General features: G+C 71.8%; 20 protein-coding genes. 7 read left to right on the top strand and 13 right to left on the bottom strand.

The genetic code is table 11. The features are described 5' to 3' along the window. Nucleotides 1-18 precede the first annotated feature (18 nt). The 10 genes from AB0A65_RS21305 to AB0A65_RS21260 form a co-directional block, all read right to left on the bottom strand. On the bottom strand, nt 19-2,112 hold the full coding sequence (locus tag AB0A65_RS21305; RefSeq protein WP_359953635.1) for a hypothetical protein: 2,094 nt from the start codon (nt 2,110-2,112) through the stop codon (nt 19-21). After that, nucleotides 2,109-3,119 (bottom strand): hypothetical protein, encoded by a 1,011-nt coding sequence (locus tag AB0A65_RS21300; protein WP_359953932.1) that lies wholly within the window; start codon nt 3,117-3,119, stop codon nt 2,109-2,111. The genes AB0A65_RS21305 and AB0A65_RS21300 overlap by 4 nt, the downstream gene beginning before the upstream one ends. A gap of 140 nt (nt 3,120-3,259) precedes the next feature. Continuing rightward, a complete protein-coding gene (gene murC / locus AB0A65_RS21295) occupies nt 3,260-4,669 on the bottom strand; it encodes a UDP-N-acetylmuramate--L-alanine ligase (protein WP_359953633.1) in 1,410 nt (469 codons plus the stop codon). Beyond that, nucleotides 4,666-5,778 (bottom strand): UDP-N-acetylglucosamine--N-acetylmuramyl-(pentapeptide) pyrophosphoryl-undecaprenol N-acetylglucosamine transferase, encoded by a 1,113-nt coding sequence (locus AB0A65_RS21290; protein WP_359953631.1) that lies wholly within the window; start codon nt 5,776-5,778, stop codon nt 4,666-4,668. The genes murC and AB0A65_RS21290 overlap by 4 nt, the downstream gene beginning before the upstream one ends. Before the next feature lie 2 nt (nt 5,779-5,780). Continuing rightward, nucleotides 5,781-7,031 (bottom strand): putative lipid II flippase FtsW, encoded by a 1,251-nt coding sequence (gene ftsW / locus AB0A65_RS21285; RefSeq protein ID WP_359953930.1) that lies wholly within the window; start codon nt 7,029-7,031, stop codon nt 5,781-5,783. A 17-nt stretch (nt 7,032-7,048) separates the two neighbouring features. Next, on the bottom strand, nt 7,049-8,386 hold the full coding sequence (gene murD, locus AB0A65_RS21280) for a UDP-N-acetylmuramoyl-L-alanine--D-glutamate ligase (RefSeq protein WP_359953629.1): 1,338 nt from the start codon (nt 8,384-8,386) through the stop codon (nt 7,049-7,051). Between the two features lie 60 nt (nt 8,387-8,446). Further along, a complete protein-coding gene (gene mraY / locus AB0A65_RS21275; protein ID WP_359953627.1) occupies nt 8,447-9,574 on the bottom strand; it encodes a phospho-N-acetylmuramoyl-pentapeptide-transferase in 1,128 nt (375 codons plus the stop codon). Further along, a complete protein-coding gene (gene murF, locus AB0A65_RS21270; RefSeq protein ID WP_359953625.1) occupies nt 9,571-10,941 on the bottom strand; it encodes a UDP-N-acetylmuramoyl-tripeptide--D-alanyl-D-alanine ligase in 1,371 nt (456 codons plus the stop codon). The genes mraY and murF overlap by 4 nt, the downstream gene beginning before the upstream one ends. 43 nt (nt 10,942-10,984) lie before the next feature. Further along, nucleotides 10,985-12,442: a UDP-N-acetylmuramoyl-L-alanyl-D-glutamate--2,6-diaminopimelate ligase gene (locus AB0A65_RS21265; RefSeq protein ID WP_359953928.1), complete on the bottom strand. Its 1,458-nt coding sequence runs from the start codon at nt 12,440-12,442 to the stop codon at nt 10,985-10,987. A 110-nt stretch (nt 12,443-12,552) separates the two neighbouring features. Next, entirely contained in the window at nt 12,553-13,053 is a 501-nt protein-coding gene (locus AB0A65_RS21260; RefSeq protein WP_359953623.1) for a MarR family winged helix-turn-helix transcriptional regulator, read from the bottom strand. A gap of 251 nt (nt 13,054-13,304) precedes the next feature. Here AB0A65_RS21260 and AB0A65_RS21255 point away from each other — a divergent pair, with 251 nt between their 5' ends. Together AB0A65_RS21255 and AB0A65_RS21250 are read left to right on the top strand one after the other, a co-directional pair. Then, nucleotides 13,305-14,312: a hypothetical protein gene (locus tag AB0A65_RS21255; protein ID WP_359953621.1), complete on the top strand. Its 1,008-nt coding sequence runs from the start codon at nt 13,305-13,307 to the stop codon at nt 14,310-14,312. 58 nt (nt 14,313-14,370) lie between these two features. Then, on the top strand, nt 14,371-15,579 hold the full coding sequence (locus AB0A65_RS21250) for an Ig-like domain-containing protein (RefSeq protein ID WP_359953619.1): 1,209 nt from the start codon (nt 14,371-14,373) through the stop codon (nt 15,577-15,579). A 50-nt stretch (nt 15,580-15,629) separates the two neighbouring features. Here AB0A65_RS21250 and AB0A65_RS21245 read toward each other — a convergent pair whose 3' ends face one another. After that, nucleotides 15,630-15,974 (bottom strand): DUF3817 domain-containing protein, encoded by a 345-nt coding sequence (locus tag AB0A65_RS21245; RefSeq protein ID WP_359953617.1) that lies wholly within the window; start codon nt 15,972-15,974, stop codon nt 15,630-15,632. Further along, nucleotides 15,971-16,303 (bottom strand): hypothetical protein, encoded by a 333-nt coding sequence (locus AB0A65_RS21240; RefSeq protein ID WP_359953615.1) that lies wholly within the window; start codon nt 16,301-16,303, stop codon nt 15,971-15,973. The genes AB0A65_RS21245 and AB0A65_RS21240 overlap by 4 nt, the downstream gene beginning before the upstream one ends. A 65-nt stretch (nt 16,304-16,368) precedes the next feature. Between AB0A65_RS21240 and AB0A65_RS21235 the strand changes: the two genes are divergently transcribed. Then, nucleotides 16,369-17,277 carry an acyltransferase domain-containing protein gene (locus tag AB0A65_RS21235; protein ID WP_359953613.1) on the top strand — a complete coding sequence of 303 codons (909 nt, stop codon included), beginning with the start codon at nt 16,369-16,371 and terminating at the stop codon, nt 17,275-17,277. A 53-nt stretch (nt 17,278-17,330) separates the two neighbouring features. On the opposite strand, the gene AB0A65_RS21230 is transcribed toward AB0A65_RS21235, so the two are convergent. After that, nucleotides 17,331-17,813 carry a cupin domain-containing protein gene (locus tag AB0A65_RS21230; RefSeq protein WP_359953611.1) on the bottom strand — a complete coding sequence of 161 codons (483 nt, stop codon included), beginning with the start codon at nt 17,811-17,813 and terminating at the stop codon, nt 17,331-17,333. 116 nt (nt 17,814-17,929) lie between these two features. Between AB0A65_RS21230 and AB0A65_RS21225 the strand changes: the two genes are divergently transcribed. From AB0A65_RS21225 to AB0A65_RS21210, 4 genes are all read left to right on the top strand, one after another. Further along, entirely contained in the window at nt 17,930-18,433 is a 504-nt protein-coding gene (locus tag AB0A65_RS21225) for an Rrf2 family transcriptional regulator (RefSeq protein ID WP_359953609.1), read from the top strand. Nucleotides 18,434-18,443: 10 nt separating this feature from the next. Beyond that, nucleotides 18,444-19,319: a TIGR01777 family oxidoreductase gene (locus AB0A65_RS21220; RefSeq protein ID WP_359953608.1), complete on the top strand. Its 876-nt coding sequence runs from the start codon at nt 18,444-18,446 to the stop codon at nt 19,317-19,319. Nucleotides 19,320-19,357: 38 nt separating this feature from the next. Continuing rightward, complete coding sequence (locus tag AB0A65_RS21215; RefSeq protein WP_359953607.1) at nt 19,358-19,810, top strand: hypothetical protein; 453 nt, start codon at nt 19,358-19,360, stop codon at nt 19,808-19,810. Between the two features lie 69 nt (nt 19,811-19,879). Then, entirely contained in the window at nt 19,880-20,359 is a 480-nt protein-coding gene (locus tag AB0A65_RS21210; protein WP_359953606.1) for a hypothetical protein, read from the top strand. Nucleotides 20,360-20,384 lie beyond the last annotated feature (25 nt).

Here is a 20,384-nt window from a genome sequence, read left to right as displayed (position 1 = left end):
CCGGTTGCGACATCCCGGTCACACGCGGCGCGGGGACCGCCCGATCGTGAGGTCCCGCATGAGCGCGGCCTCCTCGCGGTTCTCGGCGCGCCACAGGCGGTACGGGCTGGCCGTGACGAGGTCGCGGTCCTCGGGGAAGCGGGCGCGGAGGGCGTCGGGGGCGCTGCGGCGGGCGAGGGTGGCGACGATCTGCGGGGAGGTGATGCTCGCGAGGATGCCGGCGTTCCAGCCCTTGGCGACGAGGAACGCGGTGGCGGCCTTGAGGTCGAGGCCGCCGCCGCGGGCGGTGGTGAGGAACGCGGGCATGAGGCGGAGGTTCGCGGGGTTGCCGCCGGGCCGCATGAGGCGCGAGCCGTTGAGGAACGCGTAGTGCATGGCGAGCTGGGTCAGGGTCGGCATGTGGGCGGGTTCGAGGCGGTTCTCCGTGAGCATCGCGTATTCGAGCTTCGCGGCGCCGAGGAGCAGGCCCACCGAGCGCTCGATCTCCTCGCGGTCGGCGGTGCGGGTCCCGTTGGCGCGGTGGACGTCCAGGCACACGGCGTCCACGGTGGCCTGGAGGAGGAGGGCGCGCACGAACATGATCTGCGCGGCGATCTTCCATTTCGCGGTGGACGCGCGGTCGTAGCGCTTCGCGGCGGGCAGGCCGTGCTCGCGGGTGAGGTGCTCCAGCTTCCCGACGCCCTGCGCGGCCGCGTCGAGGGCCCTGCGGCCCTGGCGGACCAGGGGCGAGAGGCGCTCGGGCGAGAGCCGCGCGGTGCCCAGGAACGGGTAGGACAGGTGGTATTCGAGGAGGCGCAGCTCGGTGCCGCCCGCGGCGAGCCACACCTGCTGGTCGGCCTCGGCGAAGCCCACGGCGTCCGCTTCGGCGGTGGTCCACGCGCCGCTCCACCGGTCGAGGTAGCCGCGGCTCGCGTCGAGCCAGACCTTCGCGGCGCCGTACCGGTGGCGCTTCGACTCCAGGAGGGCCTGGACGCGCAGGAGCGCGCCGGTGAACGGGCCGTTGTCGGCCAGCGCGAGGGTGCCGAGGGAGCCGGTGAAGTCCGCGGGGAACGCGATCCCGGCGTTCGTCATGTGGACGGCGAGGTAGTTCAGGGTGCCGAAGACGCCCTTGACGTCCCGCGGGTGGAGCGCGCCGCGGGCGGCGAGGCGGGCGAGGGTTCCGGCGAGGTCGGCCTTCTCGGTGCGGAACTCGCGGGAGCGGACGAGGGCGGCGACGGTGTCGTGGAGCCGCTCGTGGTCGAGGAGCCACGCGGGGGCCTCGTCGGAGCCGGAGGCGCGGTAGACGGCGAGGCGGTCGCGGAACTCGTCGGTGGTGCGCCGGTCGCGCAGGCCGGTGTCGACGGCGGGGGCGGCCGCGGGGGCGGCGGGTGCGGACTGGTTCACCTTGCGGGCCTTGACGAGGACTTCGCGGTAGGGGGCGTAGCCGGGGGGCGGGGCGACGGCGTCGAGGAGGGATTCGGTGAGGATCTGGTCGACGAGGTGGTCGTGGACCTCGCCGAGGTCTTCGGATCGGAGGAGGTCGTCGCCGGAGCGTTCGAGTAGGGCGGCGAGGCGGCGCTTCGGGGCGGGGTCGGGCTGGTCGGGGACGGCGGCGGCGAGGCGGCGCTGGGCCTCGTCCTGGTGGAGGTCGAGGCCGACGGGTTCGATCCACAGGGGGTGGTACCAGAGCCATTCGCGGGCGAGCGGGTACCCGGCGAGGCCCTCGCCGTCGGCGGGCGCGAGGCCGAGGACGCGCAGGCCGGTCTCGGTGCGGACGCGGGGGCGCCAGCCGGGGAGGTCGCGGTCGAGGCGGTCGGCGGCCCGCTGGTAGACGGCCTTCTTGAAGGCGCGGAAGACCATCGAGACGGGGCGGGGTTCGCGGTCCCGGAGGCCGGTGGTGAAGGCGGTGACGCGGTCGCTGGAGTCGGCGTAGCCGCGCAGGCCGATCCGGCGGGCGCGCAGGTGGGCCTCGAAGCCGCGGCAGAATTCGGCGCGCCAGGCGTCGTCGGCGACGAGGCCCGCGATGCGGGCCGCGAAGGGGTGGGCGGAGGGCGCGCGGGCGAAGTCGTCGCCGCTCTCGATCTCGCCCGGCCAGTGGGCGTCCGGCTCGGGAGCCGCGCCTCCGGGGGTCACGGCCGCCGCCGCTGGCGGCGCACGGCGGCGTCCCTCAGGCGCCGCATGGAGACGATCGCCGAGCGGATCTCCTGGAGGTACTGTCCGATGATCGTCGCGTCGGGGTGGAGGGTCGTCCCGGCGAGGTCGACGCCGACGGTGTCGATCTCGCACCGGTAGGGCAGGCCCATGGTGGCAACGGCGTCGCAGTGCTGGAAGGGCACGAAGATCGAGGAGGTGACGACGAGGACGCGGTCCCCCGGTTCGAGGACGGCCACCCGGTCGGCCCAGAAGCGGCACGTGTCGACGGTGTTGGCGCGGGTCGCGGCCGGGTCGGAGGCGTCGGCGGCGACCACGTGCGCGGAGCGGCCCTCGGTGCGCGGGGAGAGGCCGTCCACGGCGCTGTAGGTGCGGATCTTCCAGGACCGGTTGGGGTCGGCGTACGGGTCGCCCTTGGACTGCTCGTACGGGGTGCCGGTGAGGGTGAACGCGCGGACCATCGCGGCCTCCATGGCGTCGACCTCGAAGTCGAGGCCGTCGGCGGGCCGCACGGGGGCGGCGGCGCGCTCGGCGTAGTCGGTCGGGCGGAAGCTGCCGAGGCCGGAGACCTCGGGGGCCTCGACGAGGTTGCGGAGGAGTTCGGCGGCGAACTCGGCGCGGGCGGTGCAGGTGCGCATCTTGCCGCCGAGGATGAGGACGTGCCGGTACTCGTCGTGGGACGGGTAGGTGGTGGCGCCGAGGCCGAGGGCGTAGGCGGCGGCCTGGACGAGGCGGGCGGTGCCGGGTTCGAAGTCGCGGTGCTCGGCCTGGCTGCGCTCGCGGCCGCCCCGGAAGTCCCAGTGCTCCGCGGAGAAGTCCTCCAGGTAGCGGAGGGCGTCGGCGTGGCCGCCGGTGGGGAGCGTGCCGCCGAACTCCGCGACGAGATCGCGGATCGGGAGGGAATGCGACCATTCGCCGATGTGGTCGAGAATGGACTCCGGGTCCCGGGAGTCCATGCGGGTGAGGCGATATGCGGGGTAGTCGAACATTTCCACCGGATTCTCCGTTCCTCGGGCCGTGCGAGCGCCTGAGGACATGGTCGTTGAATCGATATCGAGTTGGACCCCGTATGGGAAATGGTACGGGGCGGCGCCCTCAGGCACCGCCCCGTTCAGTCTCGCGTCTTACTTCAGCGCAGGAGGTCGTCGGGCATCAGGGACACCGGCGGGGCGCCCATGGTGACGACGACGTCGCCTTCGGAGGCGAGGGCCCGCACCGCGGCGGGGACGTCGTCCCACTCGGGGACGAAGACCTTGTCGTCGGCGTGGAGGACGATCGCGTCCAGGAGCGCCTGTCCCCCTTCGCCTTCAGGGATGTCCTCGCCGGGGCCGAAGATCTCCATGACCACGACGCGGTCGGCGAGGGACAGCGCGGCGGCGATCTCCTCGCGCATGGCGATGGTGCGGTAGGCGCGGTACGGCTGGAAGACCACGATGAGGCGGCCGTCCCCGGCGACCTCCTTGAGGGTCTTCACGGCCTCGGTCATCGCGGTCGGGTGGTACGCGTACTCGTCGAAGACCGCGTAGCCGTCCTTCTCGCCGCGCTTCTCGAAGCGGCGCTTGACGCCGCTGAACGCGGCGATCCCGGCGGCGATGTCCTCCGGTTCGAGGCCCAGGTACAGGCCCACGGCGACCGCGGCGGTCGAGTTGAGGGCGATGTGGCGGCCGGGCATGGGCAGGTGGAAGCGGCCGAGGACCTGCTTCTCGTAGAGCACCGTGTAGTCGACGCCGTCCACACTGGACTCGACGTCGCCGAGCTGCACGTCCGCGCCGTCGCTGAACCCGTAGGTGGCGACCGTGCGGCCCTCGGCTCGGAGCTTCTTCGCGAGGCCGAGCGTGCCGGGGTTGTCGGCGCACAGGACGAGCAGGCCGTCCTTGTCGGTGTTGCGGCAGAACCGCTCGAACGCCTCGGTCAGGGACTCCATGTCCCCGTAGGTGTTCAGGTGGTCCACGTCGATGTTGGTGACGATCCCGACCTCGGGCCGGTAGCGCAGGAACGACCGGTCCGACTCGTCGGCCTCGGCCACGAACAGGTCGCCCGAGCCGTGGGCGCCGGTGAACGCGCCGATGTTCTCGCCGCCGTTGACATAGGACGGCGCGAGCCCCGCGTGCTCCAGCATCTGCGTGATGATCGCGGTGGTCGTGGTCTTGCCGTGGGTGCCGGTGACGACGACCGAGCGGCGGCCGGTCATGGCCGCGGCGAGGGCCTCGGAGCGGTGGTAGACGCGGATGCCGCGCCTGCGGGCCTCGGCGACTTCGAGGTGCTCGTCGTTGTGCGCGGTCGAGCGCACCACGGTGTCGACGCCGTCCAGGTTGGACGCCACGTGCTCGCGGTGGATGGTGACGCCGAGGCGCTCCAGCTCCGGCAGCGAGGGCCAGTCCTTCAGCTCCGAGCCGGAGACGGGGAGGCCACGCGTCGCGTACAGGCGCGTGAGGCCGTTCATGCCGACCCCGCCGACCCCGATGAAGAGCACGCGCCCGAGGTCCTCGGCGGTGACGCCCTCGTCGATCGGGCTGGTCAGGTCGTTCGGATCGCTCATGCCTGCGAGACCACCTTCAGCGTGTAGTTGCGGAGCGCCTCGTCGCCGGTGCGGGACCCGAAGGCCGCCGCCGCCTGCGACATCTGGAGGACGCGGTTCCGGTCGGTGATGACCGGGATGAGGTTCTCGGCGATCCAGCCGGGGCTGAGGTTCTCGTCGTCGCAGAACATCGCGCCGCCCGCGGCCACGACCGGCCCGGCGTTGCGGTACTGCTCCTTGTTGCCCCACGGCATGGGCACGAACACGGTGGGGATGCCGAGCGCCGAGACCTCGGCGACGGTCATCGAGCCGCCGCGCGCGAGGACCATGTCCGCGGCGGCGTAGCCGAGGTCCATGCGGTCGAGGTACGGCAGCGTCCGGTACGGCACGGGCAGGCCCTCGGGGACGTGGACGGGCTCGTCGCGGCGGGCGCCGGTGATGTGGAGGACCTGCACGCCGCGGTGCGAGAGCATCTGCGCCGCACCGGAGACGGCGTTGTTGATCGAGGCCGCGCCCTGCGAGCCGCCGTACACGAACAGCACGGGGCGCCGCGGGTCGAGCCCGAAGTACTGGCACGCCTGGCCGCGCATCGCGTTGCGGTCCAGGTGGCTGATCGCCGGGCGCAGCGGCACGCCGGTGAACTCGCCGTCGGCGAGGATCGGCGACGCCTGCGCGAGGTGCGGGAAGCCCAGCGCGAGGTTGTCGCTGAACTTCAGGGCCAGCTTGTTGGCGACCCCCGGCGGGTCGTTGAACTCGAAGATGACCATGGGGGTCTTGCGGCGCCACGCGGCGAGGTACGCGGGGACGGCGACGTACCCGCCGAAGCCCACGATGACGTCGGCCTGGACCTCGTCGAGGATGTCGCGCGTGGCCTTCATGGCCTTGAGCATCCGGGGCGCGGTCAGGAGCAGGTCGAGGTTGACCTTGCGGGGCAGCTGGTGCGCCGGGACGTTGCGGAGGTCGTACCCGGCCTTGGGGATGAGGTCGTTCTCCAGGCCCTTCTCGGTGCCGAGGCAGGTGACGCGCACGTGGGGGTCGTGGCGGCGCAGGCAGTCGGCGTAGGCCAGGAGCGGGTAGATGTGGCCGCCGGTGCCGCCGCCGGCGAGGACGACCGATCGAAGCTGTGCCAACGTCATTTCTTTCTGGTCGTGGGACTCGGGGACTCGGAGTCGGACTCCGAGCGGGGTGCGGGCGGCAGGGGGGCCCAGAGCAAGCGTACGAGACGGGAGGGGTTGCGCGCCCGCAGCGCCTGCGCCGCGTCGGGTTCGGCACGCGCGAACCCGGCGAGCATCCCGACCGCCGCGAGCACCACGACGAGCGCGGTGCCGCCGTCGGAGATGAACGGGAGCGGGACGCCGGTCATGGGGATGAGGCCGAGCACGCCGCCGATGTTGATGAACGCCTGGCCCGCGATCCAGATCGTCACGCCCGCGGCCACGAGGGACCGGAACGCGTCGTCGGAGCGGCGCGCGATCCGGAATCCCGTGTAGACGAGCACGCCGAACAGCGCCAGGATCACCAGGCAGCCGACGACGCCGAGCTCCTCGGCGATGAGCGCGAAGATGAAGTCGTTGTGGCCGTTGGGGAGCCACTCCCACTTCTGGCGGCTCTCGCCGAGGCCGAGGCCGAACCAGCCGCCGTCGGCGATCGCGTAGTAGCCCTGGATGGCCTGGTAGCCCCAGGTGTCGGCGAAGTCCTCGGGGCGCGAGAACGAGATGATCCGCTCCATGCGGTACCCCTCGAACGCGATGAGGAGGACCGAGCCGACCAGGGCCGTCCCGAACAGGACCCCGAGGATGCGCAGCGGCACGCCCGAGGCCCACAGGAGCCCGATGAACATCGCGACGATGATGAGCATCGTCCCCAGGTCCGCGTAGCCGATGATGATCATGAGCAGGCCCGCGATGGGGAACATGGGGATCGCGAGGTCCCGCCAGGAGGCGATGCGCGGGCCCAGGCGCACCAGCGAGTCCGCGGCCCACAGCAGGAGCGCGAACTTCGCGACCTCCGCGGGCTGGAACTGCACGGGCCCGATGTGGATCCACAGGTTGTCGGTGGCGATCCCGGAGCTGTCGTTCTCGTCCTGCGTCATGGACATGACGACCAGGAACAGGCCGAGGAGGATCGCGACGACCAGGAGCGGGCGCGAGACCGCCCGGTAGGTGCGGGCCGGGAGGCGCTGGGCCACCCAGAAGCACACCAGGCCCACGACCGCCCAGATGACCTGCTGGAGGATCACGGCGAACGCGTTGCCGGTGGCCTCGTAGGACTCGACCATGGTGGCGGAGAAGACCATCACCAGGCCGATGGTGAGCAGCAGGCCCGCCGAGGAGAGCAGCAGGTAGTACGAGGCGAGCGGCCGGTCGAGGAGGCCGCGGAGCATCTCGGTGAACCCGCTTCTCACCCGGCGTCGCCCCCGATCAGCCCCCGGACGGCGGCGGCGAACGCGTCGCCGCGGTGCGCGTAGGAGCGGAACATGTCGTAGGAGGCCGCGGCCGGGGCCAGCAGCACGGTGTCCCCGGGCTGCGCGAAGCCCGCGGCGCGGGCGGCGACGTCGGTCATCACCGCATCGTCGCCGCCGTCGAGCACCGCGACGGGGACCCCGGGGGCGTGTCGCGCGAGCGCTTCGGCGATGAGCGCCCGGTCCTGTCCGATGAGGACCGCGGCGCGGAGCTTCGGCGCGTACTCGGCGACGAGCCCGTCGACGTCCACGCCCTTGAGCTGCCCGCCCGCGACCCACACGACCGAGTCGTACGCGGCGAGCGCGGCGGCCGCGGCGTGCGGGTTCGTGGCCTTGGAGTCGTCGACCCAGGTGATCCCGCCGTGCTCGGCGAACGCGACGTTCCGGTGCGGCTCGGGCGTGTACGTGCGGATCGCCTCGGCGATGTCCGCATGCGAGACCCCGGCCTGCCGGGCGAGCGCGGCGGCCGCGAGGGCGTTGGCGACGTTGTGCCAGCCCGCGGGGCGCACGTGGTCGACCGAGCAGATCTGGACCGGCTCGTCCCCGGTGTAGTCCACGAGGAACCCGAGGGCGACGCCGAACTGGCCCGGCTCGGGCTGGTTGAGCGTGAAGCCGGTGACGTGCGCGTCGGTGTGCTTGGCGAGGGCGACCACGGACGGGTCGTCCAGGTTGGCGACGGCCTCGCCGCCGCGCCAGACCGTGGCCTTGGCCTCGGCGTACGCGTCGAACCCGCCGTGCCAGTCGAGGTGGTCGGGCGCGAGGTTGAGCACGGCCCCGGCGGTCGGCGCGAGCTCAGTGGACCAGTGGAGCTGGTAGCTGGAGAGCTCCACGGCGATCACGTCGTAGGGGCCGTTGGCGGCGTGGACGAGCGGCACGCCGATGTTGCCGAGGGCCGCGGTGCGCAGGCCCCCCTCCGCGAGCATCGCGGCGAGCATCGTCGTGGTCGTGGTCTTGCCGTTGGTGCCGGTGACGGCGAGCCAGCGGGCGGCCCCGGGTTCGCGCAGGCGCCAGGCGAGTTCGGGCTCGGAGAACGCCTCGATGCCCGCGTCCCGCGCGGCGGTCGCGACCGGGTGGTGCGGTGGGAAGCCGGGCGACAGGACGACCTGCTCGATGCCGTCGAGCAGCGCCGGGTCGAACGCGCCGGTGGCCGTCCGCGCGCCGCGGGCGGCGAGCGCGCGGAGGTTCTCGGAGTCGTCCCGGTCGTAGACGGTGACGGCGGCGCCGCGGTCGAGGAGGACCTCGGCGCAGGCGGTGCCCGCGACGCGGGCGCCCGCCACCAGACTGCTCCTCTGAACGACGTGGCTCTGAACGGCGTGGCCTGCTGTGTCCGCCACCGGCTACCCCGCTATCCGCAGGAAGTCGGCGAAGAAGAAGCCGAGCGCGATGGCGACGCCGATGCCAGCGATGATCCAGAAGCGGACCACGATGTTGACCTCGGACCAGCCCGCCAGCTCGAAGTGGTGCTGCAATGGCGCCATGCGGAAGACGCGGCGCCCGGTGAGCTTGAACGACGTGTACTGGATGATCGAGGAGCACGTGATGATGACGAACAGGGCGCCGATGATCGGCAGCAGCAGGATCGTCTTGGACGTCAGGGCGAGCCCGGCGAGGAGGCCGCCGAGGCCCAGCGCGCCCGAGTCGCCCATGAAGATCTGCGCGGGCGAGGTGTTCCACCACAGGAAGCCGAACATGGCCCCGGCCGCGGCCCCGGCGACGAGCGCGATCTCCAGGGGGTCGCGGACGTCGTAGCAGAGGTTCGCGGCGGGCTGCGCGCCGCCGCACCAGTGGCGGTACTCCCAGAAGCCGATGATCATGTACGCCAGGAAGGCCATCATGGAGGCGCCGGTGGCGAGGCCGTCGAGGCCGTCGGTGAGGTTGACGCCGTTGGCGGTGGCGTTGACCAGGAAGATGATGACGATGACCATGCCGATCTTCGTCACGTTGAGCCACTCGACCTCGCGGGTGAAGGAGAGGTAGGGGGTCGCGACGGTCTCGGAGATCTCGTCGGTGTGGATCGATCCGGTGTAGTAGACGGCGATGAGGCCGAACACGGCGGCGGCGATGGAGAGGCCGAGGATCTTCATCCGGCCGGAGATGCCGCCGGAGTGCTTCTTGCGGATCTTGATCCAGTCGTCGATGAAGCCGACGAAGCCGCAGGCGACGAACAGTCCGATGAGGACGATGCCGGTGGCGGTGAACCCGGTCGGGCGGTTGAAGGTGACGCCGTTGACCTGCTCGGGCAGGGCCATGAGGACGAGGTGGCCCGCGACGTAGGCGAGCACGGTCGTGAAGATGAAGACGACGCCGCCCATGGCGGGCGTGCCGGCCTTGGCGAGGTGCGTCTGGGGGCCGTCGGAGCGGATGGGCTGTCCGGCCTTGAGGCGGCGGAACAGCTTGGCGGCGAGGGGTGTCAGCGCCATGGTGAGCGCGAACGCCACGAACGCGGCGACGATTACTGCTCTCACTGGTCGGTTTCCTCCTTGGCGCGCAGGTGGTCGGCGACGTCCCAGGTCCGGTATCGGGAGCCTTTCACCAGGACGGCGTCGCCGGGGCGCAGCCGGTTATCGAGCAGCGCGATGGCCGCGGCTTGATCGGGGACGTGGGTGGAGGTGACGCCGTCGGCACCGTCCATGATGGGTTGCGTGCCTTCGCCTACGGCGATGACCTCGTCGATCCCCGCGTCGCGGGCCTGCTCGCCGAGGCGCCGGTGGCACTCCTCTTCGAGCTCTTCGAGGTCGGCCATGAGCCCGAGGACGGCGATGCGCCGCCCTTCGGTGGGCAGGAGTCCGAGGGCGCGGACGGCCGCGCCCATCGAGGCGGGGTTGGCGTTGTAGGAGTCGTCGATGACGACGGTGCCGTCGGGGCGGGTGAAGACGTCCATGCGGCGCTCGGAGAGCCGCCCGGACTCGGCGAGCCCGGCGGCGATCTCCTCTGGGGAAGCGCCGAGCTTCCAGAGGACCCCGGCGGCGGCGAGTGCGTTGTAGACGTGGTGGTCGCCCCACAGCTGCAACCGGACGCGGGCGGAACCGGCGGGGGTGACGAGGGTGAACGAGTGGCGGCCGTCGCCGGGGTCGACGTCCTCGGCCCTGACTTCGGCGTCGCCGCCGAGGCCGAAGGAGTACGTCTGCGCGCGGGTCAGGTCGGCCATGGCCGCGACGCGCGGGTCGTCGGCGTTGACGAACAGCGTGCCGTCGGGGCCGAGCGCCTGCGGCAGTTCGGACTTGGCCTTCGCGGTGGTCTCGATCGACCCGAAGCCGTCGAGGTGGGAGATGCCCACGTTGAGGACCACGCCGATCGAGGGCGGGGCGATCTCGCACAGCTGCGTGATGTGCCCGAGCCCGCGGGCGGCGAGTTCGAGGACCAGGTACTCGGTCTCGGGGGCGGTGCGGCAGACCGTGTACGGGTGGCCGAGCTCGTTGTTGAAGTTCGCCTCGGTGGCGACGGTGGGGCCGAGGCGGGCGCACAGCTGGCCGATGAGGTCCTTCGTGGAGGTCTTGCCGTTGGAGCCGGTGACGCCGATGATCCGGGCCTTCGCGTTCGCCGCGATGTGCTTCGCGAGGCGGGTGAGCGCCTCGATCGCGTCGTCCACGTAGACCGCGGGGGTGTCGATCGGGCGGGTCGCGATGGTCGCGACGGCCCCCTGCGCGTGGGCCTTCGCCGCGAAGTCGTGGCCGTCGGCCTTCGCGCCGGGGATGGCCAGGAACAGGCCGCCGGGCCCGGCCTTGCGCGAGTCGAACTCGACGTCGCCGGTGACCAGGGTCTCCGGGTCGGCCGTCTCGCTGAGCGTGCCGCCGGTGACGGCGGCGACCTGGGCCAGGCTCATGGGGATCACGCGGCGGACTCCTCCTGTTGTGTGTTCTGGTGTGGAGCTGTTCTCAGCCTTCGTCCGCGGCGGGCGCGACCCATCCCGCGTCGCGGAGGGCGCGGGCCAGGAGGACGCGGTCGTCGCTGGCGACGGGCCCGTCGGCGGTCTCGGTGTACGTCTCGTGGCCCTTGCCGAGCAGCGCGATGGCGTCGCCGGGAGCGGCCAGTGCCGCGGCCTCCCGGACGGCGGGTTCCCGTCCCGGAATATTACGGCAGGGCACGCCCTGGACGGCGGCGGCCACCTCGTCCCTGATGCGCGCGGGGTCCTCGGTGCGCGGGTTGTCGTCGGTGACGATGACCAGGTCGGCGGCGGCCGCGGCGGCCGCGCCCATGAGGGGGCGCTTGGAGCGGTCGCGGTCGCCCCCGGCGCCGAGGATGGCGATGACCTTCCCGGGGGTGGACTCGCGGAGCGCTTCGAGGACCGCGGTGATCGCCTCGGGCTTGTGCGCGTAGTCGACGACGCCGCGCACGGGCGCGGTCCCGGAGACCAGCTCCATGCGGCCGGGCACGCCGGTGCAGGACGCGACGCCCGCCAGCGCGGCGTCGGTGTCGAGGCCGACCGCTTCCAGGAGCGCGACGGCGAGCACGGCGTTGGCGACGTTGTGGCGCCCGGGCATGTTGACGCGGCCCTCGCCCTTGCCGAAGGGGCCGCTGAGGTGGAACGTCTGGGTGAAGCCGTCCCCGGCGAGGTCGTGCGCGTAGTAGTCGGCGGTGGGGTCGCGGAAGGAGAAGGTGCGGTTGACGCCGTCGGCGAGGGTGGCGACGCGGGCGTCGTCGGCGTTCAGGATCTCGGTCTCGGCGCGGCCGTCGAAGAGGCGGGCCTTGGCGGCGAAGTAGTCGTCGAGGTCCTTGTGGAAGTCGAGGTGGTCGGTGCCGAACATGGTGAACCCGGCGGCCTTGAAGCGGCAGCCTTCGACGCGGCCGAGGACGAGGGCGTGGCTGGAGACCTCCATGACGACGTCGGTGACGCCGCGTTCGAGGGCGGTCGCCAGGAGCGCCTGGAGCTCGGGGGCCTCGGGGGTGGTGCGCTCGGACTCGACGCGGTCCCCGGCGATGCGGGTCTCGACGGTGCCGATGATGCCGGTGGTGCGCCCGGCGTGGGCGAGGGCGGCCTCCACGAGGTAGGCGGTGGAGGTCTTGCCGTTGGTGCCGGTGATGCCGATGAGGTTGAGGCGCTCGGAGGGCCGGCCCCAGACGCGGGCGGCGACTTCCCCGGTGAGGGTGCGCGGGTCGTCGGCGACGAGGACGGGGAGGAGGTCGCCGGCGAGTTCGGCGCCGCGGGCGTCGGTGAGGACTGCGAGCGCGCCGTTCTCGGCGGCCTGCGCGGTGAACTCGGCGCCGTGGCGGTTGGCGCCGGGGAGGGCCGCGAAGAGGTCGCCGGGTTGGACGGCACTGGCGGCGAGGCTCACTCCGGTGACGGCGAGGTCCAGGTCCCGGGCCTCGGGCAGGAGGTCGGCGAGTCCGTCCACTCGGTAGGGGACGGTCGAACGGGGACGTGGAAAGCTCGGCACGGCCTGACCCTACACCGGCACGGACGGTCGGCAGGCCGTACACCGGGCGGGGCACCGGAACGGTGCCGTCAGTGGTCGGGGCGGTGGACCGGGTTGCGGTCGTGCTCGTCGAGGTTGTCGGACCAGGTGCCGAGGAGCTTGTCGAGCTCGGCGGACTGGTCGCAGTTGAGGTCGTCGAGGAACAGCTCGCGGACGAGGGAGAGGATGCAGGGCGCGGCCTGCTCCAGGCGCTCCAGTCCGGCGGGGGTGAGCTTGACCCAGGTGCCGCGGTTGTCGCTGTCGCACTTGTGGCGCTCGACCAGGCCCATCTCGGAGAGCTTGTTCACCTGGTACGTGACGGCGCTCTTGGCGGTGACGATGGTGTCGGCGAGGTCGCTCATGCGCATGGCGTGCCCGTCGCCGTCGGCGAGGCGCACGAGGATCTCGTACTGGGTGTGGGTGATGCCGTGGTTGCCCTGGAGGCGCCGGTCGATCTGGTGCTCCAGGCGGTGCGTGACCTGGAGGAACCGGGTCCAGACGGCGTTCACGTCGGGTCGGAGCCAGCGGCTCTCGAAATCGCCCGCGCCCATCCCGTTCCTCCTTCCCTCACCCCGTGACCAGCCGCGAGGCTGGTTCAATTTCGAACAATCCTATCAGTCCGCCTTCCCCCGTGCGGGTCGCGCGTAAGCGACGCCATAGCGCGCACCGAACCCGTGACGGGGCGGCCACCTGGGGCTATGCCCACTGGCCCGGTTCTCATTGAGGAATCCTCCCGTTCTAGAGTTGGGCCCGACCAATCGACCCCAGAGGTCGGCTCCGAGCCACCGGAGGACCGCACGCCGTGAACGCCGGACACCCCGCCAGACGCGACGCCCTGCGCGGCGCCAAGCGCCTGCTCACCTTCCCGATCGCCGCCGTGGCGGCCGTGGTGTTCCTGGTCTCCCCCGCCTCCCAGTCGAACGCGCAGGAGGAGGGGGCCTCGGACGCGCTGAGCCAGGCCATCGAGGACTACCTGAACGCCCAGGACGAGCTCGCCGACCTGGAGCAGCAGCAGGTGGACCTCGAAGCCGAGCTGGCGTCCTCGACCGAGGAGCGGGCCGCGCTCCAGGTCGAGCTGGAGGAGTTCGCGTACGTCGCGTCCACGACCTCCGACTACCAGTCGACCGCCGCGCTCCTGGCCTCCGGCGACCCGCAGGACGCCATCGCCGCCATGGAGATCCTCCAGTTCCTCGGCGAGTCCCGGGCGCAGCGCCTGAACGAGCTGATCGCGCGCCTCGCGGAGATCGAGGCGCTCCAGCAGACCCTCGACGACAACATCGCCGAGCAGGCCGACGTCGCCGAGGAGCTCGAAGCGGCCCGCGACGAGGCCGCCCGCGAGCTCGCCGGCTCCGGCGGCACCTCCACCGACGGCCCCACGGCCTCCGACGCGCCCGCGGCCGAGCCGTACGAGGGCGGTGGGGGCGGCTGCTCCGAGGACGACCCGACCCCGGCCGACGGGTGCCTCACCCCGCGGACCCTCCACGCCCTGGAGCAGGCCCAGATCGCTGGGTTCACCAGGTACGTCTCCTGCTACCGGCCCTCCGGCTCCGGCGAGCACCCCAAGGGCCGGGCCTGCGACTTCTCCTCCGAGCCGGGCGGCTTCGGCGGGGACGCGTCGGGCGGGGACTACGACTACGGGCAGAACCTCGCGGCCTGGTTCATCGAGAACTCCGACGCCCTCGGCGTGCAGTACGTGATCTGGTACCGGCAGATCTGGTTCCCCGGCAACGGGTGGAAGTCCTACTCGGGCGCGTACGGCGACCCGTCCTCCGACCACACCAACCACGTGCACCTGAGCATCCGCGCTTAGGCCCAACTCACAGGTTCACTGGGGACTCGGGCTGGCCGCACGTGTGTACCGTTGGGCGATGAGCTTCGGACGATCCTCTCTGACCCGGCGCGGCACCCTCGTCGCCGCCGGTTCGGCCGCCGCCCTGGGACTGGCCGCGGCCTGCACCAAGGACAACGGCACCATATCGGAGGACGGCGGCTCCTCCGACGAGCCGCAGAGCGCCGCCAAGGTCACCATCACCCCCGCAGACGGCTCCGCCGACGCCACCGCCGCCACCGAGATCGCCTGGACCGTCGAGGCCGGCGAGTTTCAGGAGTTCGCGCTCACCGACGCGTCCGGTGCGGCCGTCGAGGGCGCGATGCACCCCGACGGGACCACCTGGGTCCCCGCGAGCCCCCTCGAATGGGAGGGCGTCTACACCGCGACCGTCAAGGCCGCCGACGACGCCGGGCTCGTCGCCGAAGCGACCTCCACGTTCACCGTCATCGCCTCCCCCGGCGACCGCGTGAGCATCGAGAACTACCTGCCCGGGCAGGACTCCACGGTCGGGCAGGGCGCGATCCTCGCGTTCCGCTTCACCGACCACGAGGTGGCCGAGGACCTGCGCGCCTCGGTCGAGCGGCGCCTGTTCGTCACCTCCGAGCCCGAGCAGGAGGGCTCCTGGCACTGGATCACCGGGCGCGCCCTGGAGTACCGGCCGAAGGACTACTGGCAGCCGAACACGCAGGTCAGCGTGCGGCTCGGCCTGGGCGGGCTGGCGCTGGGCGACGGGAAGTACGGCGAGTACGACCAGGAGACCGCGTTCGCCACGGACTCGGAGTCGCGGCTCCTGGAGGCCGACAACGACACCAAGGAGATGCGGGCGTACCTGGACGGCTCGATCGTGCAGACCATCCCGATCTCGCTGGGCTCGGACACCCCGATCGACGGGAACGACGCGCGGTCCTTCTCCGGCACCATGACGATCATGAGTCGCGAGGAGTCCTCGACCTTCGTCTCCGACCTGTACGACTACGAGACCGACGTCAAGTGGGCGATGCGCCTGACGTTCTCGGGCCAGTTCATCCACGGCGCCCCGTGGGCCGCCGACCGGCTCGGCGTCTCGAACGGCTCCCACGGCTGCCTCAACGTCTCCGACGAGATGGGCGAGTGGCTCTACAACTTCGTGCGCTGGGGCGACCCGGTCGTCGTCAAGAACACCGGCATCGAAGTGCCCCAGGGCGACGGCTTCACCGGGTGGTCGCTCGAATGGGAGGACTTCAAGGCCGGGTCGTACCTGGAGTAAGGCATGGAGAAGGGCCCGGCGGGAGACCGCCGGGCCCTTTTCTCTTGGTCTCAGACCCGCTCTTCCTGCCGGACCTTCGGGTCGGCGGCCTGCGGGTGCTCCTCCAGGATGCGGCGGTGCGCCCAGCGCTCCACGAAGAACGAGGCCACCGGGACGGTCCCGCCGAGGAGCAGGCCCACGGTCTGCGGCCAGAACTTCCAGCCCGCCTGCTGCGCCAGGTGGAAGCCCAGCACCAGGTAGACCATGTAGCAGAGGCCGTGGATCGGGCTGATCACGGTGACGAGGACGTCGTTGTGGCCGATGTACTTGAGCGGCATGGCCACGAAGATGAGGCCGATGAGGAACGTGCCGACGATCCAGGCGACGATCCGGAAGCGTTTCAGAGCGGCGTTCATGCGTGGCTCCCCTGGGAGGATTCGGAAGAGGACTGCCGCGCGTTCAGGATGGCGTCCTCGAAGGGCGAGGCCATCGGCGGCGGCTCGGGGCGGCGGCGGGGCGCCTCGGATTCGGGGCGGTCCTTGCGCAGCTCCAGGCGCATCTGCCGGATCCACACCACGAGCGTGAAGATCGCGAACACCGGCCATTCGAGCGCGTAGCCCCAGCTGATGGCGTTGCCGCCCTGGGCGCGGCCCAGCTGCCACCATCCGAGCAGCCCGAACGCGACCGTCAGGACCACGGCGAAGCAGTGGAGGACGATCCAGGGGGGCGTCAGCAGCCGTCGCACGAACCCAGACTAGGGTGACCGACCCGATGTTGCCGCCGGGGGGCCGTCCGTGGTGACATAGGCCCGTGACTCAGGAGCTCCCCCAGGCGGGCGCCGTGCGGGCCTACCCGGCCCCCGGCGCCGCCGACGTCCGCGAACTGCTGCTCGACTGGTGCGGCGCCGACGCGGACGACGCCGACGACGCGGTGCGCGCCCTCGGCGCCCTCGACGGCCCGGCACTGGAACTGGCCGACCGGCTGTACCAGGACATCGCGGCCGACATGGGCGGCACGAGGTGGCTGCCCTGGCCGAAACCGCCTGCGGCGCACCCGCTCCTGGGCCTGTTCCCGCTCCTCGCGGCCGTTCCCGACATGCTCGCGTTCCATGCGGAGCGCGGCGTCGACGAGGACCTGTCGCGGCGCCTCCTCGGCGACGTCGGCGAGAAGCTGCGGCTCAACCGGCGCCTCTACGGGCGGGCCGGACTCGACGTGGCCGCCTGGTTCACCAGGCACCTGCGCGGCTCGCTGTACCAGCTCGGGCGGCTCCAGTTCGGCGTCGAGGGCGAGGGCCCGAAGCCGTACGTGGGCCTGCACATCCGCGGCGAGGGCGGCCCGCTCACGCTCGACGCGGTGCGCGACTCCGTCGAATGGGCCCTGGAGTTCCTGCCCGCGGTCTTCCCCGAGCGGTACGCCGGGCCCGGGGACCTCTCGCTCGGCTGCCAGTCATGGCTGCTCGACCCGCAGCTGCGCGAGTGGCTGCCCGAGCGCTCGAACATCCCCGGCTTCGCGGCGCTGTTCACCCTCGAAGGCGACGGCGACCCGGCCGGGAACCGCTCCGACCTGTGGCGCTTCGTGTTCGGGCGCAGCGAGGACACCCCGGTCGAGAAGCTCCCGCTCGACAACACGCTCCAGCGGTCCGTGATGGCCGGGATCGAGGCGGGCGTGCAGTGGCGCAACCGCTTCGGGCGCCTGGACCTCGCGAGGCTGGGCCTCTAGACGAACGGCGACGGCCGCCCCGGGCTCCCCCAGGGCGGCCGTTTTCGCGTCCCTTACGCGCGGGCCTCGGCCCAGGCGTCGCTGGCGACGTAGTGGTTGTCGTACTGCTGCCCCGACGCGGGGATCTCGGCCGGGTCGGACTCGCCCGCGACGACGCGTTCGAGCAGGCGGTAGTAGTCGAACCGGTCCGCGGCGGGCGTGAAGACCGCGAGGACGTCGGCGTCGGAGCCCTTCGCGGCGCCGAACGCGTGCGGCAGGCCCGGCGGGATCGAGACGAAGTCCCCCGCTTCGAGGACCACGACCTCGTCGCCGGTGAGGACCTGGAGGCGGCCCGAGATGACGAACAGCGATTCGCTCGCGGCGGTGTGGAAGTGCGAGGGGGCGCCGTCGCCGCCGTCGGGGAAAGTCGAGCGGGTGACCGACAGGGCGCCGCCGGTCGCGGAGGAGTCGGCGAGCAGGGTCATGACCGACTGCTGGGCGTGGGCGAGGCGCTCGGCGGAGGCGGCGCGGGCGATGACGGGCTTGAGGGTGCTCATGCGGGTGTCCTTCGGTTCGTCGTTGATATCTAGACATTACATGTCTAGATAAAGATCCGCAAGTGCAGTGCTCCAGAACACGTATGCGCGAAACCGGGACGGCTACCATCGGGATTATGCGAATCAGCGAAGGCGTCGAATGGGCCGCGCACTGCTGCCTCCTCCTCGACTGGATGGGCATGGGCGACCCCGAAGCGGCCCAGCCGGTCTCGACCGCCCGGCTCGCCGCCGGGTACGGCCTGCCCGCGGCCTACCTCAACAAGCAGCTCCAGCCGCTCGTCAAGGCCGGCATCCTCACCTCCACCGCCGGGAAGAAGGGCGGCTTCCGGCTCGCGAAGCCGTTGGCGGACATCACCCTCATGGACGTGCTCACCGCGATCGAAGGCCCCGACGAGGCGTTCCAGTGCGCGGAGATCCGCCAGCACGGCGTGTGGGCCGACGAGCCCGCGTCGGTGTTCCGCGCCCCCTGCGCCATCGACAACGCGATGCGCAGCGCCGAGCTCGAATGGCGCCGCGCCCTCGCGGCCCAGACCCTCGCCGCCGTCCAGGCCAACGCCGAGCTCCAGGCACCGGGCCTGCGAACGCAAGTCCAGGACTGGTACGCCCGGCCGAGGCCCTAGGCTTTAACCCATGCGCATCGTCATCGCCGGATCGAGCGGCTACCTCGGCAGGCCCCTCATGCAGGCCCTCGAAGGCCACGACCTCGTGCGCCTCGTCAGGCGCCGCCCCGACGAGGAGAACGAGATCCGCTGGGACCCCTACCGGGAGGCCCTCGACCCGCAGATCCTCGACGGCGCCGACGCCGTCGTGAACCTCTGCGGCGCCTCCATCGGCGGCCAGCGCTGGAACGCCGCATACAAGCAGCGCCTGCGCACCACCCGCGTCGTCCCGACCACGGTGCTCGCGAAGGCCGTCGCCGAGGCGGGCGTCCCGGCGCTCATCAACGGCTCGGCGATGGGCTGGTACGGCGACCGCGCCGACCTCGAAGTGGACGAGACCTTCCCGGCCGCCGCCGACTTCCTCGGCAAGCTCTGCCTCGCCTGGGAGCAGGCCGCGGCCCCCGCCGCCGAGGCGGGCGCCCGCGTCGCCTACCTGCGCACCGGCCACGTCCTCGGCCCCGGCAGCGTGCTCCTCGCGCGTCTCGCGCCCGCGTGGAAGCTCATGCTGGGCGGGCGGTTCGGCAACGGCCGCCAGTACATGTCCTGGATCTCCCTGCGCGACTGGACGGCCGCGGCCGTCCAGGTCATCGAGGGCGACGCCGCGGGCCCGGTCAACATGGTCGCCCCCAACGCCGTGCGCAACAAGGACTTCGCCAAGGCCCTCGGCACAGCCCTCCACCGCCCCGCCCCCTGGCCCATCCCCGGCTGGGCGGTCAAGATCGTCGCAGGAGAAGCCGCCGTCGAAATGCTCCGCGGCGCCAACATCAAGCCCCGCAAACTCGAAGCCATCGGCTACGACTTCCACGACAAGACCATCACCGAAGCCCTCCGCTACGCCCTCCACTGAGGCCACCGGCCCGTCCGCGGATGCGCGACACTTGGGCCATGGCCCCCACCTCGGACCGCCCGGTGAAACCGCGCTCGATCGGACGCGCGCAGGCTGGGCTGTGGCTCCAGTACGTCTACCTCCTGGTCGACGTGCTGCTGACCTCGCAGGTCACGAACGACTCGTTCGGCGCGCACCTGCTCACCGCGGCCGGTCAGCAGCACGCGCTGCTGCTGTTCCTGGTGGGCCTCCCGGCCCTCGGCGTCGGCGCCGGGCTCCTCACTCTGATGCTCGGCGACCGGATCCCCGGCGCCCGCACGGCCGCGGTCTTCGCCTGCGCCGCCCTCGCCCTCGCAACGTGTGCGGCCGCCGCCACGTCCCCGTCCCCGCTCATCACGTTCGCCACCGCCCTCCCCTGGCTCGCCCTCCAGGCGATGACCTTCTTCACCCTCCACACCCCGGACTCCGACCGCTGGTTCACCCGGCACGGGGATGTGGAGTCCGCCTCATGAGCTCCTGGGACCCAGTGCCTCCGCGTATTGTTGAACATGTTCAACTCCTCAGTGCGCAAAGGCCCGGACATGTTGATCCACCCCGTTCCCCGACCCCTTCGACCCAGGTCGATCGCCGCCGCCCGGCGATACGCCTGGCTCCACGCGGCCGCCGCGCTGCTCCTCGGATTCAATCCGTGGCTCATGTTCTACGTCGCATACGGCATGCCTTTGATGTCCCTGTTCAGCAGGGCGACTGACGACCTCGGAATCGGGTTTCTCTGCGCCTTCGGGGTGGGAGTGGTCTGGAGCATCGGTCACACGGTGCTGCTCGACACCTGGATACTCCGTGCCGACCGACGAGCCCGACCCGCGGCGGTGGTCGGCGCGGTGATGCCGGTCGCGATGCTGCTGCTCGCGCCGGCGACAATCGGCTGGGACTGGTTCGCGGTCCCGCTCGTCACCTGCGCGCCCTCGATCATCTTCCAGGCGTTCCTGCTCCGGAACATCTTCAGCAAGGAGGCCGCGAGCTGGTTCTCCGGCGAGTGGGCAGTGGCCCCCGAGCCTTAGACTCCAGGGACCGCCCACCCGGAGG

Origin of the sequence: Glycomyces sp. NPDC047010, from assembly GCF_040644205.1 — a bacterium.
GTDB lineage: Bacteria > Actinomycetota > Actinomycetes > Mycobacteriales > Micromonosporaceae > Glycomyces.
This window is presented reverse-complemented; position numbering and strand designations above follow the sequence as displayed.

Excerpts from the sequence above, each read along its gene's own strand:
- AB0A65_RS21300 (WP_359953932.1), bottom strand. The coding sequence starts at position 3,119 with ATGTTCGACTACCCCGCATATCGCCTCACCCGCATGGACTCCCGGGAC.
- murC (WP_359953633.1), bottom strand. The coding sequence starts at position 4,669 with ATGAGCGATCCGAACGACCTGACCAGCCCGATCGACGAGGGCGTCACC.
- ftsW (WP_359953930.1), bottom strand. The coding sequence starts at position 7,031 with ATGCTCCGCGGCCTCCTCGACCGGCCGCTCGCCTCGTACTACCTGCTG.
- AB0A65_RS21260 (WP_359953623.1), bottom strand. The coding sequence starts at position 13,053 with ATGGGCGCGGGCGATTTCGAGAGCCGCTGGCTCCGACCCGACGTGAAC.
- AB0A65_RS21250 (WP_359953619.1), top strand. The coding sequence starts at position 14,371 with ATGAGCTTCGGACGATCCTCTCTGACCCGGCGCGGCACCCTCGTCGCC.
- AB0A65_RS21245 (WP_359953617.1), bottom strand. The coding sequence starts at position 15,974 with ATGAACGCCGCTCTGAAACGCTTCCGGATCGTCGCCTGGATCGTCGGC.
- AB0A65_RS21230 (WP_359953611.1), bottom strand. The coding sequence starts at position 17,813 with ATGAGCACCCTCAAGCCCGTCATCGCCCGCGCCGCCTCCGCCGAGCGC.
- AB0A65_RS21225 (WP_359953609.1), top strand. The coding sequence starts at position 17,930 with ATGCGAATCAGCGAAGGCGTCGAATGGGCCGCGCACTGCTGCCTCCTC.
- AB0A65_RS21220 (WP_359953608.1), top strand. The coding sequence starts at position 18,444 with ATGCGCATCGTCATCGCCGGATCGAGCGGCTACCTCGGCAGGCCCCTC.
- AB0A65_RS21215 (WP_359953607.1), top strand. The coding sequence starts at position 19,358 with ATGGCCCCCACCTCGGACCGCCCGGTGAAACCGCGCTCGATCGGACGC.
- AB0A65_RS21210 (WP_359953606.1), top strand. The coding sequence starts at position 19,880 with ATGTTGATCCACCCCGTTCCCCGACCCCTTCGACCCAGGTCGATCGCC.